This window comes from Nonomuraea cavernae (assembly GCF_014646355.1).
GTDB lineage: Bacteria > Actinomycetota > Actinomycetes > Streptosporangiales > Streptosporangiaceae > Nonomuraea > Nonomuraea cavernae.
The window spans coordinates 165,125-180,828 of record NZ_BMNH01000003.1 but is presented as its reverse complement, the minus strand read 5'-3'; the positions used below and the strand labels follow the sequence as shown (position 1 = coordinate 180,828).

Genomic DNA, 15,704 nt, shown 5'->3' with positions numbered 1-15,704 from the left:
GCACACCCTGAGAGAACGCTATCGCCGAGCACCGACAAGAACACCCCTGGTGGCGGCGTATGGAAGAAGGAGTTTCGGTCAGCCGCCCCGGGCCCAGACCCCCTCCCAGGACGAGCAGGCGCCGGTGATCTGGTCGGAGGTGCCGCGGCACACCCTGCCCTCGATCGAGACCACGTATCCCACCCCGACAGAGAACGCCGCCGGCCTGCTTTCGGAGCAGTTGCCGTAGGTCTTGGCCCCCTTGCTCCCGTCCTCCTTGACCCAGCGCAGCTGCAGCCACGAGCAGCCCGCCCGCCCCGGCAGGTCGTACAGCTTGCCGTTGACGACGAACCCCGGCCGGTCCTGGACGACCTTGCCCCTCGCCAGACCGGCCCGGTCGGCGGAGCGGATCGAGCCCCAGCTCCAGACCACGGGGTTGGCCGCGGCCACGGCCGGAACGGGAGCCGAGGCGCGGGCCTCGGCGGGAGCGGCGACCGACACGGACCCGACGAGCAGGGTGACGACCGCCCCTGAAGTGCGAAGACTCATGTGAGGAGGCTACTCATCCGGCCTGCCGCTCGCCCGCGACTCGCCCTTCGGCAGGGTCGTCTCTGAGCACGTGGGCGGCCTTCCGGCAGGCGGCCAGGGCGGCCCTGGCGTAGCGCGGCGAGGCTCCGGCCAGCCCGCAGGCCGGGGTGAGCACGACCTGCTCGGTGAGGCGTTCGGGCGCGAACCCGAGCCGCCGCCACAGCTCCAGCGCCGGCTTGGCGACGACGCCCACGTCCGGCAGGCGGGTGTCGGTGCCCGGCACCACGCCCAGGAACAACAGCAGCCCCGCCTCCAGAGCCTCGCCCACGGCGTCCTCGTCCCTGCGCCGCAGCAGCGAGGCGTCCACCGAGACACCACGCACCCCGCTCGTACGGAGCAGGTCGTAGGGCACCGACGGCGCGCAGCAGTGCACGATCGGCTCGGCGAACAGGCGCAGCGACTCCGCCACCCGCCACCCCTCGACGGCGGCCAGCCGGCCGAAGCCCGACGCGGTCGGCACGGTCCCGGCCAGCACGCCCGGCAGGCCGGGCTCGTCGAGCTGCAGCACGATCTCGGTGACGCCGGGCAGCCGCCTGCGCACCTCGTCGACGTGCTCGCGCACCCCCTGCTCCAGCGAGGCGATCAGATCGCGGACGGCCCCCTGGTCGGAGAGCATCTTGTCGCCGTGGCGCAGCTCGATGCCGGCCGCCAGCGTCCACGGGCCGCACACCTGCAGCTTGAGCGGGCCGGTGTAGGCGTGGCCGGCCTCCTCAAGCCCGTCGAGGTCGCGCCGGAGGTGGTCGGCGGCCCGCTGGTGATCACGACCGGGCCGGTCGGCCAGCCGCCAGCCGGACGGCTGCACCTCCGCGTACAGATCCACGAGCAGCGCCGCCGTCCTGCCCACCAGGTCGGCCCCGACGCCCCTCCCAGGCAGCTCCGGAAGGTACGGCAGCCCCGGCACCTCACCGAACACCAGCCGAGCGGCCTCGAGATGATCCTGCCCCGGGTGCGAACCGACCCCGGTGGCCTCCCACGTCAACATGGGTCAAGCGTAGGCTCTCCAAGATGAAGCTCACGAAGTACGGCCACGCGTGCGTGCGGCTGGAGAAGGATGACAAGGTCCTGGTGCTCGACCCCGGGGCGTTCAGTGACGGCCCCGTGCTCGACGGCGCCGACGCGGTGCTCATCACCCACGAGCACTTCGACCACGTCGACGTCGAGCGCCTGAGGTCGGCTCCGGCCGGCCTGGAGGTGTGGACCTGCGAGGCGGTCGCCGCCCAGCTGGCCGGTGTTCCGGCCAAGATCCAGGTGGTGGAGCACGGCGACGAGTTCGAGGCGGCCGGGTTCGCGGTCCGGGTCTACGGCGAGTGGCACGCCAAGAACCACCCCGACATGTCCATCGTGCAGAACATCGGGTTCATGTTCGACGACGAGGTCTTCTACCCCGGCGACGCGCTCACGGTGCCCGACCGGAGAGTGCCGACGCTCCTGGTGCCCACCAACGCGCCATGGCTCAAGCTGCTGGAGATGGTCGACTATCTCCGTACGATCCGCCCGGGCAGGGCCTTCTCCACTCATGACGGGCTGCTGAACGACATCGGGCTGTCGCTCGTCGACACCTGGCTCAAGCTCGAGTCCGACCACCAGCGCGCCGACATGCGCAGGCTGGCCGTCGGCGACTCGATCACCCTGACCTGACGCCGGTCAGGCGGCGTGGGCGATCGTGGCGGAGCCGATGACGGTCGAGCCCGAGTAGAGCACCGCCGCCTGCCCCGCGGCCACCCCGGTGGCGGGCCGGTCGAGCTCGATGCGCAGCTCCCCGCCCGCCTCCTCGAACCGGCACCCGTAGACCTCGCCGTGGGCGCGCAACTGCACGGTGAGGTCGTCGAGGACGGACGGCCCGTTCCACACCGGACGCAGGCAGGTGATGGAGGTGACCTCCAGCGCCGAGCGGGGCCCGACGGTGACCGTGTTGGACACCGGCTCGATCGACAGCACGTAGCGCGGCCGGCCGTCGGCGGCGGGCCGGTCGATGCGCAGGCCCTTGCGCTGGCCGACGGTGAACCCGTGGGCGCCCTGGTGGCTGCCGACGACCTCGCCGGACTCGTCGAGGATGCGCCCCTCGGCCGAGCCGAGCCGTCCGGCCAGGAAGCCGCGTGTGTCGCCGTCGGCGATGAAGCAGATGTCGTGGCTGTCGGGCTTGTCGGCCACGGTCAGGCCACGACGGGCGGCCTCCTCGCGCACCTCGGCCTTGGTCGAGTCGCCCAGCGGGAAGAGCGCGTGGCTGAGCTGCTCGCGGGTGAGCACGCCCAGCACGTAGGACTGGTCCTTGCCCGGGTCGACGCTCCTGGACAGGACGCCGTCGAGCAGCCTGGCGTGGTGACCGGTCGCCACGGCGTCGAACCCGAGCGCCAGGGCGCGGTCGAGCACCGCCGCGAACTTGATCTTCTCGTTGCACCGCAGGCACGGGTTGGGCGTGCGGCCGGCGGCGTATTCGGCGACGAAGTCCTCGATCACGTCGCGCTGGAAGCGCTCGGCCATGTCCCAGATGTAGAAGGGGATGCCGATCACGTCGGCGGCGCGCCGCGCGTCTCGCGAGTCTTCGACGGTGCAGCAGCCCCGGGCCCCGGTGCGGTGGGATTGGGGGTTGGCCGACAGGGCCAGATGCACGCCGGTGACGTCGTGGCCGGCCTCGGCGACGCGGGCAGCGGCCACGGCTGAGTCGACGCCGCCCGACATGGCGGCAAGCACACGCATTCCCATGACCGTTCCAGAGTACTGTCCCGTTCGGGTGCGCTTCGCGCGGCGGCCGCCGGGGCACGTGGGGGCTCCGGATCTGGAAGGATTCCTGGTTATGCGACTGTTCGGGCGCAAGGCAGAAAACACACCGGCCGGAGAGCCGGACAACGGCATCGCGGGCTTCTGGACCTGGTGGCAGGAGGCCAGACCGCGGCTCGACTCGATGGTGGCCGCCGGCGACACCGACGGGTTGGCGGAGTGGCTCGCTCCGGCGGTGAGCGCGGTCCATCCGGACCTCGTCTGGGAGGTGGCTCCCGGCAGGAACGCGGCGCACGCGCTGGTGGTGACCGCCGCCGGCGACGCCGAGCTGCGTTCCCTGGCCCACCGCTGGGCCAGGGCGGCGCCGCCCGCCGACCTGCTGTGGGAGTTCCACCCGTCGCGGCAGGCCAACGCGAGAGCGCTGGAGCTCACGCTCGACGTGGGGGGTCACTCGTTCGGTCTGGACGGGCTCGTGCTGGGCCTGCGGGTGCCGAGGAGCACACCTCGGGTCGACGTGGCCGCCTACCATCCGATCTTCGGCGAGCTCGGCGCCGACGACCGGATGGAGGCCACGCTGCTCGCGCTCGACTGGCTGCTCGGCGAGGACGACGTGGCCCGCTGGGTCGGGGAGATCACCCCGGCCACGTTCGAGCCGATCGACTCCGTCGCCGCGACGCACCTGCCGGCGGTGGTCGCCGACCTGGCCTCGGGCTACGGCGAGGAGCAGTGGGCGTTGCTGGAGGGCCAGACGGCCGGCGGCGCGCCGCTCATCGCCACCACCCGCTATCCGCTGCGGCCGGTCGACTACCCGTTGTTCGACCAGCACATCGCGATCACGCTGCCCTACTCCCACCGCGACGAGAACGGCCTGCCCGTCGGCGAGTCGCTGACCGCGCTCCGCGACTTCGAGGAACGGCTCGCCACCCGGCTGCTCAAGCTGCGCGACGACGCCGTGCTGGCCGCCCACCTGAGCGCCGAGGGCCATCGGATCATCCACGTGTACGCCGATCCGACCGGAGACGCCGCCCTGCACGCCAAGGAGCTGATCGTGAGCTGGGAGGAGGGCGAGCCACGCGTGGACGTGTCGGCCGACCCCGCCTGGACCGCGGTGGTGCCGTTCGTCAGCTGAGCCCGGCCCGGCGGGCCCGCTCGACGACCGCCGGCAGCACCTCGATGAGGCGGTCGACGTCGTCGCGAGTCGAGGTGTGGCCGAGCGTGAACCTGAGCGAGCCCCTGGCCGCGGCCGCCTCGGCGCCCATGGCCAGCAGCACGTGTGACGGCTGCGCCACCCCGGCGGAGCAGGCGGAGCCGGTCGAGCACTCCACGCCCTTGGCGTCGAGCAGCATGAGCAGCGCGTCGCCCTCGCAGCCGGGGAAGGAGAAGTGGGCGTTGCCGGGCAGCCGGTCGACCGGGTCGCCGTTGAGCACCACGCCGGGCACGGCCTGGCGTACGCGTTGGATGAGCTCGTCGCGCAGGGTCGTCAGGCGGCGGCCCTGCTCCTCCTGCTCCTTGACGGCGACGCGCACCGCGGCGGCCAGCCCGGCGATGGCGGGCGCGTCGAGCGTGCCGGAGCGCACGTCGCGCTCCTGACCGCCGCCGTGCTGCACGGAGACCGGGGTCAGGCCCCTGGCCAGCAGCAGCGCTCCCACCCCCATCGGGCCGCCGATCTTGTGGCCGGTCACGGTGAGCGCGTCGGCGCCCGAGTCGGCGAACGACACCGGGAGCTGGCCGACCGCCTGCACCGCGTCGGAGTGGAACGGGATGCCGTGCTCGTGGGCGACCGCCGCCAGGGCGTGCACCGGCTGGACGGTGCCGACCTCGTTGTTGGCCCACATGACGCTGACCATGGCGACGCCGCCGGGGTCGGCCTCGATGGCCGCGCGCAGCGTGTCGGGATGCACCCGGCCGAGCTCGTCGACCTCCAGCAGCTCGACCCGCGCGCCCTGACCGTCGGCCAGCCAGTGGGCGGGGTCGAGCGTGGCGTGGTGCTCGATGGAGCTGATCAGCAGGCGCGCGCGGGGCGCGCGCGCCCAGTAGAGGCCCTTGACGGCGAGGTTGTCGGCCTCGGTGCCGCCCGAGGTGAACACCACCTCGCTGGGCCGGGCGCCGAGCGCGTCGGCGATGGTCTCGCGAGCCTCTTCGACGACTCTGCGCACCTGCCGCCCCGCCGCGTGCAGCGAGGACGCGTTGCCGACCCGTCCGAGTTGCTCCGTCATGGCCTCGATCGCCTCGGGAAGCATGGGCGTGGTCGCCGCGTGATCAAGATAGGCCGACGGTCTGCTCACGTGGTCAGGGTATCTCGTTTGCGACTGTACCGTCCGGACGGTACAGTCGAGGTATGAGAAGGGACGAGCTGCTGGACGCCGCCGAGGAGATCCTCTGCGACCAGGGCTCGGCGGCGCTCACCCTGGCGGCCGTGGCCGACCGGGCCGGCGTGAGCAAGGGCGGCCTTCTCTACCACTTCAACAGCAAAGAAGCCCTGATCAAGGCCATGGTCGAGCGGCTCATCGACGACTTCGACCAGCTCATGGCCGCGCAGCCCGACGACACCTACACCGAGCGCTACCTCGGCGCCACCCTGGCCGCCGTGCGCTCCGGCCGGCTCCGAAGATGGGCCGTCGTCACCGGCGCGTCGGGCAACATCTACCTGCTCGCCCCGCTGCGCGAGGCGATGGCCCGCTGGCATCGCGAGGGCCTCGACGAGGAGCCCGACCGGCTGGCCTCGCAGGTCGTCCGGCTGGCCTGCGAGGGGCTCTGGGACGTGTCCAGCCACGACCCCGACCTCAACACCGAGGACGATCTCGTGGCCCTGGAGGCACGGCTGAGAAGCCTCCTCAAACCCGAGGCCATGCCCTAGCGCAGCCGTTCCAAGTGACCGACATCACTCGGGCACAGTACGGCCTCCCGCCCGAGCCACCACACCCGGCCGGGCATACGCGCGGCCGGGTGAACGCGCCGGGCAGGTGAACGACGGGGGCGGGTGAACGCGCCGGGCGGCCGAGGCGCTTCCGCGAGCCCGCCCACCGGACCCGCCAGGACGCCCCGGAAGCCGCGTTCCCGAAAGCGTGCCCGACCCACCTCCCACCGGACACGCATGGCCCGCCGCCGCGCGCGGGCCGGGCGGCGAGCCGACTTGCCGCGCCCCTTGGCGCGTGATCTCTCTGAAGACTCTGAACGTGAAAGGTACGACTGATGGCGCGCGACCTGCGAATTGCCCGTTACGGGGCGATTCTTACCTTCGTGATGTCCGGCCTGATGGTGGGCACGATGACGGTGCGCATCCCGGCGTTGAGCGACAAGCTGGGCCTGTCCGAATCATCCATCGGGATCATCCTGCTGGCGTGGGGCCTCGGCGCGCTGGTGACCATGCAGTCCATGCGGCGGATCATGGCCCGCGCGGGCAGCAAGGCCGTCCTGCGGGTCGGCGGCCCGCTGACCGCGCTGGGCCTGGTGGGCGTGGCGTTCGCGCCGAACCTGCCGCTGCTGCTGGTCGCCGCGGCGTTCTTCGGCATGGCGTTCGGCGTGGTGGACATCGCGATGAACGCCCAGGGCTCCACCGTCGAGCGCGCCTACGGGCGCCCGCTGATGAACGGCATGCACGCGGGCTGGTGCGTCGGCGCCATCGCCGCCGGCGCGCTGGGCAGCGTGTCGATCGCCCTGGGCCTGTCGTTCACCGCGAACGTGGCGCTGATCGGGCTGGTCTCCCTGCCGGCGATGGTCCTCATCGGCCGCGCGTACCTGCCCGAGGCCCCGGCGCCGCGGGCCGCGACGGCCGCCCGCCGGCGCATGCCGCCGATCGTGTACCTGCTCGGCGCGCTGATGTTCTTCGCCTTCATGGTCGAGGGCACGGTCGCCGACTGGAACGGCCTGTTCATGCGCGACGAGCTGGGCGCGCCGGAGGCGCTGGCGGCGCTCGGCTACCCGGTCTTCGAGGCCGGCATGCTCGTCGCCCGGGTCACCGGTGACCGGCTGCGGTCGAGGTTCGGGGTGCGCGGGATGCTGACCGTCTCCGGGCTGGCCACGGCCGGGTTCTTCCTGGTCGTGCTGGCCGCGCCCGCGCCGCTGGTGGCGGTGTTCGCGATGTTCTTCGTCGGTCTGGGCGTCGCGACGATCTCGCCGATGACGCTGTCGCTCGCGGGCACCGCCACCGACAACCCCGGCCCGGCGATCGCCCAGGCGGGCGCGATGGGCTACGCGGGCCTGCTGCTGGGCCCGGTGGTGATCGGCTTCCTGTCGGACGTCACCTCGCTGCGCACCGCGCTCGGCATCACGGTCGTCCTGGGCCTGCTGATCACGGTCGCGGCTCGCTTCCTGCCGCGTACGGAGCCCGCGACGATCACCGTACTGCCGCCACGGGACCGGGAACCCGCCGAGATCGCCGCCTGACGGCGGACACCCGGGCGCACGCGCGGACGGACACGCGGACGGACGCGCGGACGGACGCGCGGACGGACGCGGAGGCCGCGCGGAAGGCACCGGGAGCCGCGAACGCGAACGGCGCCGCACCGGAGGAGTGCGACGCCGTCGCGGGATGAACCGCGTCGAACTACTTACGCTTGTCGACCTCTTCGGTGAGCTGCGGCACGACCTGGTGCAGGTCGCCCACGACGCCGTAGTCGGCGAGCTCGAAGATCGGTGCCTCGGGGTCCTTGTTGATCGCGACGATGGTCTTCGCGGTCTGCATGCCGGCCCGGTGCTGGATGGCGCCCGAGATGCCCGCGGCGATGTAGAGCTGCGGCGACACCGTCTTGCCCGTCTGGCCCACCTGGAACTGATGGGGGTACCAGCCGGCGTCGGTGGCGGCCCGGGAGGCGCCCACGGCCGCGCCGAGCGAGTCGGCCAGGCCCTCGATGACCGAGAAGTTCTCGGCCGAGCCGACGCCGCGCCCGCCGGAGACCACGATGGCGGCCTCGGTCAGCTCGGGGCGGGCGCCCTTCTCCTGCTTGACGCGCTCGACGATCTTCGCCGCCTTCGCGCCGTCGCTCAGCGAGACGGACACCTCCTCCTCGGCGCCCGCGCCCGCGGCGGCCTCGGGAGCCGTGGAGTTGGGACGGACGGCGACGATGGGCGTGCCCTTGCGCACCTTGGACTGGACGTTGACGCCGCCGCCGAAGATGGACTGGTCGGCGACGAAGCCCTCGCCGAGGCCCACGGCGTCGGTGATGACGCCGGAGTCGGTCTTGACCGCGAGGCGGCCGGCGATCTCCTTGCCCTCGGCCGTGGCCGCCACGAGCACTGCGGCGGGCGACTTGGCCGCCACGAGCTGAGCCAGCAGCTCGGCCTTGGGCGCGACCACGTAGCCGACGATCTCCTCGGAGCCGGCCACGTAGATCTTCTCGGCGCCGTACTCGGCCAGCCTGGCCTTGGCGTCACCGGTGATGCCGGGACCGGCCCAGACCGCGGCCGGCGTGCCGAGCGAGCGCGCCAGGGTCAGCAGTTCGAGAGTGACTTTCTTGACCTCGCCGTCGACATGCTCGACGAGAACGAGAATCTCCGACATATCAGCAAAACCCCCGTTCTCAGATGAACTTCTTGGCGGCGAGGAAGTCGGCGGCCTTGGCGCCACCGTCGCCCTCGTCCTTGACGATCGTGCCGGCGGCACGCGGCGGGGCCGCGGCGAAGTCGACGACCTCGGACCAGGCGGCGCCGAGGCCCACCTGGTCGGCCGCGATCTCGGCGTCGGCGATGGCCAGCGTCTCGACCGGCTTCTTCTTGGCCGCCATGATGCCCTTGAAGGACGGGTAGCGCGGCTCGTTGATCTTCTCCACCACGGAGACGATCGCGGGCAGCGTGGCCTCGACCTTGTCGAACCCGTAGTCGGTCAGGCGCTGGACGCTGATCGAGGAGCCGTCGACGTCGACCTTGTTGACCAGCGTGAGCTGCGGGGCGCCGAGCCGCTCGGCCAGCATCGCCGGCAGCACGCCGGTGCGGGCGTCGGTGGACTCAGAACCGAGGATGACCAGGTCGAACCCGATCTTCTTCAGCACCTGGGCCATCGCGTAGGAGGTGGACAGCGCGTCGGAGCCGTGTAGAGCCTCGTCGCTGAGGTGCACCGCCTTGTCGGCGCCCATGGCCAGGGCCTTGCGGATGGTCTCGGTGGCCCGGCCCGGCCCCATGGAGAGGACGGTCACCTCACCACCGTGGGCCTCCTTGAGCTTCAGGGCCTCCTCGACCGCGTACTCGTCAAGCTCGTTGACCACGCCGTCCACGGCGTCGCGGTCGAGCGTCTTGTCATCGGACCGCAGCTTACGCTCGGTCGCCGTATCGGGGACCTGCTTCACGCAGACGACGATGTTCATGGCCGGTGGCCGACCTCCCGTGTTCGCGTGCGCCACCACGTTCGGTGGACGCCGGATGCATGCTGTCCAGAGTGCCAGGTGCCCCGTGAGGTCAGTGACAGCGGGTGGCGTCAAAGCTCAACGGGCCTCCCACCAACATATTACTCACGAGTAGCTTAGGCGCGAACACGCTGCGCGGGCCGCGCCAGAGCGACACCGCTTACACCATACCGAGCTTTATTCCGCCACCCGTCCAGCGCCCCCCTCGCCGCGCGTGATCAGGCCGACAGCAGGAAGACCACGCTCACCACCAGCGCCGTGCCGGCGAACAGCGCCAGCGTGAACGTGCTGAAGACCGCGCTGAGCCCGAGGCAGATCCCGGCCGCCCCGGCGATGCCCGCGAAGTCGACGACCACCCTGGCGGTGCGGTGCGGGCGGTGGGAGAAGAGCGCCACCCCCGCGTCGCACACCACCGCCAGCGCGTAGCCCGCGAGCAGGAAGAGGGCCACCTCGGGCAGCGGCTGCCAGGCGGCCGCGGCCAGCAGGGAGACGAACAGCCCCGAGCCGATCACCCAGCGCCTGCGCACCTTCTCGCGGTGCCGCGCCCTCGACTCCTCCACCGAACGGCGATGCTGGTCACCCGGCCGCCATTCGCGGGTCGACAGGTGGTGCACGTCCTCGCGCCGGCGGCGCGGCGGCGCGACGGCGAGCGAAGGTAAGGCGCGGCCGGCGCGCGGCGCCGGCGCGACGCCCAGCCGGGCGCAGATCTGCGCGGCCGTCGGCCGCGCGGCCGGATCGGTGGCCAGGCACTCGCGCAGCAGCGGCGCCAGCCACTCCGGCGCGCCCTCCAGGTCGGGCTCGTGGTGCACGACCCGGTAGGCGACCGCCGACACCGGCCCCAGCCCGTACGGCTGACGCCCCGTCGCCGCGTAGGCCAGCGTGGCGCCGAAGGAGAACACATCGGCCTCGGCGCCCGCCGCCCTGCCCTCCAGCACCTCGGGCGCCAGGTAGCCGGGGGTGCCGACCACCGCTCCCGAGGCGGTGACGGAGAGCGAGTCGAGCGCGCTGGCGATGCCGAAGTCGATGACCACGGGCTCGCCCTCGGTCATCATCACGTTGGCCGGTTTGAGGTCGCGGTGCACGACGCCCGCCTCGTGCACGGCGAGCAGCGCGTCGGCCAGCCCCGCGGCCAGCAGCCGCAGGTCGGCCACGGGCACCGGGACCACGCTGAGCGGCCGGCCCTGGATGTAGCGGGTGACCAGGTAGGGGCTGGCCCCGTCGAGCGAGGCGTCGAGCACCTCGGCCACATGCGGCCCCTCGACCCGGCGCATGGTCTCCACCTCGCGGGCCAGCCGGGCCAGCGCGCCGGCGTCGGCCGCCACGTGCGGGTGCAGCACCTTGACCGCGACCGTGCGCCCCTCAGGGTCGAGCGCCAGGTGCACCTCGCCGAAACCGCCCGCGCCCAGCCGGGAGAGCAACTGATAGGGCCCGAGACGCTCGCTCATACCCCTTAGTTTCCCCTCAGGAGCTCGCTCGGACACTCAGGACCAGGGTGACAGGAAGCCCAGCCCCACCCTCTGCAGCAGGTCGTCGATCAGGCCGGTGATCAACCCGACCGTGCTGTCCTGGGCGGTCCTGGTCAGCTCCTTGATCGCGGACTCGGGAGCCCGCCAGGGCACCCACGACGTCTCCTGGCCCATCGCGAACATCACCGCGAGCAGCGCGATGGTGCCGACGCTCAGCAACGCGACCGTGGCGGCGCCGGGACTGCGCAGGACCCCCGTCAGCGTGCGGGTCACCGCCTTGCGCGGCGCGCCGCCGCCCGGCAGGACGAACAGCCCCGCGGTGAAGGCGCCCGCGGCCCAGGCGGCGGCGTCGTTGACGCTCATGCCTCCGCCCCAGCGCAGCACGCCCCACACGCACACGCCGAACAGGATCGACAGCGGCACGTGCACCAGCATCACCAGCGACGCCTTGACCAGCGCCCACGGGGTGCCGACCAGGGCGAGCAGCGGGTCGGCCGCGCTGCTGCCGCGCACCTTGCGGCGCTCGACCAGATCGCCGAAGAGGTATTCGCCCACCCGCAGCACCAGCGCCAGCGCGACGGCCACCGCGCCGACCGCGACGGGCAGCATGACCGTCAGCGCGACCAGCGTGACCAGCAGCAGCGCGCCGATGAGCTGGCTGCCCGCCGGATAGCGCCTGCGCTCGGCCGGCGGTGAGTAGGGGCGCGGCCGGGCGTCCGGCTGGTGCCGGGCCTGCGGCGCCGGCGCGGGCGGCGGGCGGTAGCCGGGCTGCGGCGCCGGGTAGCCCGCGACCCGCTGGTCGGGGCGTGGCGCGGGCGGCCGGGCCGGCATCGGCGCCGGGACGTAGGGCGGCGGCCGTTCCTCCCGCGGCCTCGGCCGGTCGTACTCGACGGGCGGCAGCAGGTCGGAGAACGTCTCCATGGCGCGGGTCCGCGCCGGCAGCTTCTTGGTGCCGTCGGGCGGGGTCTCGTGGAACGAGGTGACCGACGGGTCGAGCGCCCTGGCCATCCGGAGCAGCTCCTGGGCGCTGGGCCGGGCGGCCGGCTCGACGTCGAGCGCGCGGGAGAGCCACCCGCGCAGCCAGGCCGGCGCCTTGTCGAGCTGGGCGCGGCCTTCCATGATGTTGAAGCAGACCGCCTCGAACGTGCCGGTGCCGAACGGCGGCGCGCCCGTCGCGGCGAAGAACACCGTCGAGGCCAGCGCGTGCACGTCGGCCGCCTGGGTGATCTCCGAGTCGCGGATGATCTCGGGCGCCAGGTAGCCGGGCGTGCCGACGAACATCCCCGTCTGGGTCAGCCGGGTGGCGTTGACCAGGTGCGCGATGCCGAAGTCGATGACCAGCGGCTCGCCGTCGACCAGCATGACGTTGGACGGCTTGAAGTCGCGGTGGATCACCTCCGCGGCGTGGATCGCGACCAGCGCCTGGCACAGCCCCTGGGCCAGCCTGATGATCTCGCGCGCCTGCAGCGTGCCGTCGGTCAGCACGGTCTCCTCGAGCGTGCGGCCGGGGGCGAAGCGGGTCACGACGTAGGGCTGGCCGCCGACGAGCTCGGCGTCGAGCACCTCGGCCACGTGCGGGCTGCGCACCCGGCGCATGGTCTCGACCTCGCGCGTCAGCCGGTCGCGAGCCTTGAGGTCGGCGGCGACGTGTGGGTGCAGCACCTTGACGGCGACCTCGCGGCCCTCGGAGTCGAGGCCGAGGTGGACGACTCCCATGCCGCCCTCGCCGATCTTGCGGACCAGGCGATAGGGGCCGAGCCGTTCTGGCGCCTGGGTGTTGCCGGTGCTCATCGCCACCTTCCCCGCGTCATCCCCCGGTGTCCCCCTTCAGTCCGTTGAGTTGCTGCACCACAGGCCCGACGTCCAGCGGAGTCCATACGGCCCTCCTCGCGTTGTCCCCGAACGTGCCGTAGGCGAAGACCAGCGAGAGGGCGGCCACCGCCGCCAGAACTCCCGCGAGCACCATCGCACCTGTTCTCGAGGGTACGAGCGATGACAACGTTCTGCGCATCTGCCTGCCCGGCCCCTCCACTCCCGGGCCCGCGCAGATGGTCCACAGCGCTACCGCGGCCCCCCAGGCCAGAGCATTGTACGGGTCGGTGCCGAGGACCACGGTGAGCAGCAGCGTCACCGGCAGGCCGAGGATGAGCGCGTAGAGGACCAGGGCGAGCGTGATGCCGGCCGACTTGGCCAGCGCCCGCGGGTGGGCGAACACCCGCACCACGTCGAGGGCCGCGGCGCCGGTCGGGCGACTCGCGTTGAGGCCGGTCTGGGCCAGGTCGGCGGCGCGCAGCAGCACCGCGACGGGGATCGCCAGCACGGCCACCAGGATCGGCGCCATGACCGCGGCGACGAGCATGATGATCAGCAGCATCGCGCCCGCCACCCCGTAGGCCCTGGACCGCTGCAGGGTCTGCCCGGGGCGCACGCCCGGGATGAACGGCTCGCGCTTGGTCCGCGGGTCGGGTGGATACTGCGGCTGCGCCGGGATGTAGGGAGGCGGCGGCTGCTGGAGCGGACGCTGCGCGGGCTGCTGCGACACGGGGTTGCCCCGGCCGTAGTCGGGCAGGTCGGGCCGGACGCGCCGGGTGGGCAGGTCGAGCGGGTCGGGCGCGTCGGGTCGTACCCGACGGGTGGGCACGTCGGGCGAGTCGGGCGTGTCAGGTCGAACCCGACGGGTGGGCACGTCGGCCTCCGGCGGGAGCGGCTGGTGCCCGTGGCTGTTGACCTGCGACGGGACCTGCCACGGCTGCGACGGGCCGCTCTCGCGCTGCACCTGCCGCAGCTCCTCGGGCGTGACCCGGCGGGTCGGCCACGGATCGCCGCCGCTCTGCTCGTGCAACAGCGAGATGTACGGCTGGTCCGGCGGCCCCTGGCCGGGACCCGGCTGGGCCGGGCGCTGCTGGTCGGAGACGGGCGGGCCCTGGTTGAGCAGGCTCTGCGGAGGGGTCAGGCTGGGCGGCGGCGGCGTGAAGCGCCCGTCGTGGCCGTCGACGAGCTGCCTCGGCGTCATCGGCGGCGTCGAGATGTCGTAGGCCGGCTTGTCCACGAGCGACTGCGGCGCCGGCGGCTCGGGCCGGTCGGGGCGTGGCACGGTGGAGATCTCGTCGGGCACGCCGCTCTGCGGCTGGGGCAGCATCCGGGCGGTCTGCTCGGCCAGCTCCGCCGCCTTGGGACGCTTGGCCGGGTTGCGCTGGAAGGCGGCCTTGAGCAGCGGCTGCAGGGCCAGGGGAGCCGCGCTGACGTCGGCCTTGCCCGCGGTGATGTTGTAGAAGATCATCTCCAGCGTGCCCTTGCCGAAGGGCGGCTGGCCGGTGCCGGCGTAGAGCAGGGTGCCCGCCCAGGCGTGGATGTCGACCTCGGGCCCGGCCTCCTGCCCCTCGATGATCTCGGGGGCGAGGTAGCCGGGGGTGCCGATGAACATGCCGGTCTGGGTCAGCCGGGTCGCGTCGACCGCCTGGGCGATGCCGAAGTCGATGAGAACGGGATCGCCGTCGAGGATGAGCACGTTGCCCGGCTTGAGGTCGCGGTGGATGACGCCGACGGAGTGGACGGCGGCCAGCGCCGTCGCCACGCCATGCGCGATCTTGACCAGCGCCGGGAGGTCGAGCGGGCCGTCGTCCTTGATGATCTCGTCGAGCGGACGTCCGGGGACGTAACGCGTGACGATGTACGGGCGGTGACCCGTCACGTCGGCGTCGAGCACCTCGGCGATGTATTTGCTGCGGACCCGGCGCATGGTCTCGACCTCGCGCGAGAGCCGCCGCCTGGCGACCTCGTCACCGGCGACCTCCGCGCGCAGGACCTTGACCGCCACCTGCCGGCCCTGAGGGTCGACGGCCAGGTGGACGACACCCATGCCGCCTTCGCCGAGCCGCCTGAGCAGCCGGTAAGGGCCGAGTCGGTCATCGTTCATGGCATGAAGCACCATATCGGCTTAATCCCCGCCCACGAGATGAACCATGAGGCCACATTCCCACTCGTACAACGTTCAGATCGGGTTCAACGGTTTCCCGATCCACGGTCTCAAATTGGCCACGACTCCGAGCTCCGGCGCTCAGGTCGCGAGGGTCAGCACCTCCGCGCCCTTCAGCCGCGCCAGCGCGGCGCCGGAGACGGCGAGCTTGGATCGCCGCAGGCCGCTGCCGATGACCACCCTGGCGTGCTCGGCGACGTCGGTGTCGACGAGGATCGGCCAGTCGCCGGGCAGGCCGATCGGGGTGATGCCGCCGTATTCCATGCCGGTGAGCTCCACGGCCCGCTCCATCGGGGCGAAGCTCGTCTTGCGCGCGTCGAGATGCCGGCGCACCACGCCGTTGACGTCGACCCGCATCGTGGCCAGCACCATGCAGGCGGCGTAGCGCGTCTCGCCGCCCCGCCTGGCCGCGACGACCACGCAGTTGGCCGACTCGTCGAGGCCGACGCCGTAGCGTTCGCAGAACGCCGCCGTGTCGGCCAGCCCGGGGTCGATCTCGGCCACCTCCACGGTGTCGTCGAGCAGGCCGATGGCCTGTGCCACCGGCTCGGCCAGCAGGTCGGCCCGCTCGGTCGCGGGCCCCCAGTGCAACGTCATCCCATCTCCTCGATCGCTCTCCCAGGACCCTACGCCGGTCAC

At 72.6% G+C, this 15,704-nt stretch carries 14 protein-coding genes; 4 read left to right on the top strand and 10 right to left on the bottom strand.

Annotated elements, in window-relative coordinates; genetic code table 11:
* Positions 1–78: 78 nt before the first annotated feature.
* Together IEY82_RS07675 and IEY82_RS07670 are read right to left on the bottom strand one after the other, a co-directional pair.
* Entirely contained in the window at positions 79–528 is a 450-nt protein-coding gene (locus IEY82_RS07675) for a hypothetical protein (RefSeq protein WP_189123307.1), read from the bottom strand.
* A gap of 13 nt (positions 529–541) precedes the next feature.
* Positions 542–1,549, bottom strand: coding sequence for a methionine synthase (locus IEY82_RS07670; protein WP_189123306.1), 1,008 nt, complete (start codon positions 1,547–1,549; stop codon positions 542–544).
* Positions 1,550–1,572: 23 nt separating this feature from the next.
* Here IEY82_RS07670 and IEY82_RS07665 point away from each other — a divergent pair, with 23 nt between their 5' ends.
* Complete coding sequence (locus IEY82_RS07665) at positions 1,573–2,205, top strand: MBL fold metallo-hydrolase (protein ID WP_189123305.1); 633 nt, start codon at positions 1,573–1,575, stop codon at positions 2,203–2,205.
* Between the two features lie 6 nt (positions 2,206–2,211).
* Here the strand turns inward: IEY82_RS07665 and mnmA are convergent, their stop codons facing one another.
* Positions 2,212–3,270: a tRNA 2-thiouridine(34) synthase MnmA gene (gene mnmA, locus IEY82_RS07660; RefSeq protein ID WP_189123304.1), complete on the bottom strand. Its 1,059-nt coding sequence runs from the start codon at positions 3,268–3,270 to the stop codon at positions 2,212–2,214.
* Between the two features lie 91 nt (positions 3,271–3,361).
* On the opposite strand from mnmA, the gene IEY82_RS07655 reads away from it, so the two are divergent.
* Entirely contained in the window at positions 3,362–4,414 is a 1,053-nt protein-coding gene (locus IEY82_RS07655; RefSeq protein ID WP_189123303.1) for a DUF695 domain-containing protein, read from the top strand.
* Here the strand turns inward: IEY82_RS07655 and IEY82_RS07650 are convergent.
* Positions 4,407–5,570 carry a cysteine desulfurase family protein gene (locus tag IEY82_RS07650; RefSeq protein WP_225262379.1) on the bottom strand — a complete coding sequence of 388 codons (1,164 nt, stop codon included), beginning with the start codon at positions 5,568–5,570 and terminating at the stop codon, positions 4,407–4,409. The two genes, IEY82_RS07655 and IEY82_RS07650, sit on opposite strands and share 8 nt — an antisense overlap.
* A 53-nt stretch (positions 5,571–5,623) precedes the next feature.
* On the opposite strand from IEY82_RS07650, the gene IEY82_RS07645 reads away from it, so the two are divergent.
* Complete coding sequence (locus IEY82_RS07645) at positions 5,624–6,142, top strand: TetR/AcrR family transcriptional regulator (protein ID WP_189123302.1); 519 nt, start codon at positions 5,624–5,626, stop codon at positions 6,140–6,142.
* Positions 6,143–6,477: 335 nt separating this feature from the next.
* Positions 6,478–7,671: an MFS transporter gene (locus IEY82_RS07640; RefSeq protein WP_189123301.1), complete on the top strand. Its 1,194-nt coding sequence runs from the start codon at positions 6,478–6,480 to the stop codon at positions 7,669–7,671.
* A 160-nt stretch (positions 7,672–7,831) separates the two neighbouring features.
* Here IEY82_RS07640 and IEY82_RS07635 read toward each other — a convergent pair whose 3' ends face one another.
* The 6 genes from IEY82_RS07635 to IEY82_RS07610 form a co-directional block, all read right to left on the bottom strand.
* Positions 7,832–8,785 (bottom strand): electron transfer flavoprotein subunit alpha/FixB family protein, encoded by a 954-nt coding sequence (locus IEY82_RS07635; protein WP_189123300.1) that lies wholly within the window; start codon positions 8,783–8,785, stop codon positions 7,832–7,834.
* A gap of 19 nt (positions 8,786–8,804) precedes the next feature.
* A complete protein-coding gene (locus IEY82_RS07630) occupies positions 8,805–9,584 on the bottom strand; it encodes an electron transfer flavoprotein subunit beta/FixA family protein (protein WP_189123299.1) in 780 nt (259 codons plus the stop codon).
* A 257-nt stretch (positions 9,585–9,841) separates the two neighbouring features.
* The gene (locus IEY82_RS07625; RefSeq protein WP_189123298.1) at positions 9,842–11,068 is read right to left on the bottom strand and encodes a serine/threonine-protein kinase; all 1,227 of its coding nucleotides are present in this window, start codon (positions 11,066–11,068) and stop codon (positions 9,842–9,844) included.
* A 36-nt stretch (positions 11,069–11,104) separates the two neighbouring features.
* Positions 11,105–12,880, bottom strand: coding sequence for a serine/threonine-protein kinase (locus tag IEY82_RS07620; RefSeq protein WP_189123297.1), 1,776 nt, complete (start codon positions 12,878–12,880; stop codon positions 11,105–11,107).
* Positions 12,881–12,896: 16 nt separating this feature from the next.
* Positions 12,897–15,005 (bottom strand): serine/threonine-protein kinase, encoded by a 2,109-nt coding sequence (locus IEY82_RS07615; RefSeq protein WP_189123296.1) that lies wholly within the window; start codon positions 15,003–15,005, stop codon positions 12,897–12,899.
* 141 nt (positions 15,006–15,146) lie between these two features.
* Positions 15,147–15,662, bottom strand: a complete 516-nt coding sequence (locus IEY82_RS07610) for a YbaK/EbsC family protein (RefSeq protein WP_189123295.1) — start codon at positions 15,660–15,662, stop codon at positions 15,147–15,149.
* Positions 15,663–15,704: the final 42 nt, after the last annotated feature.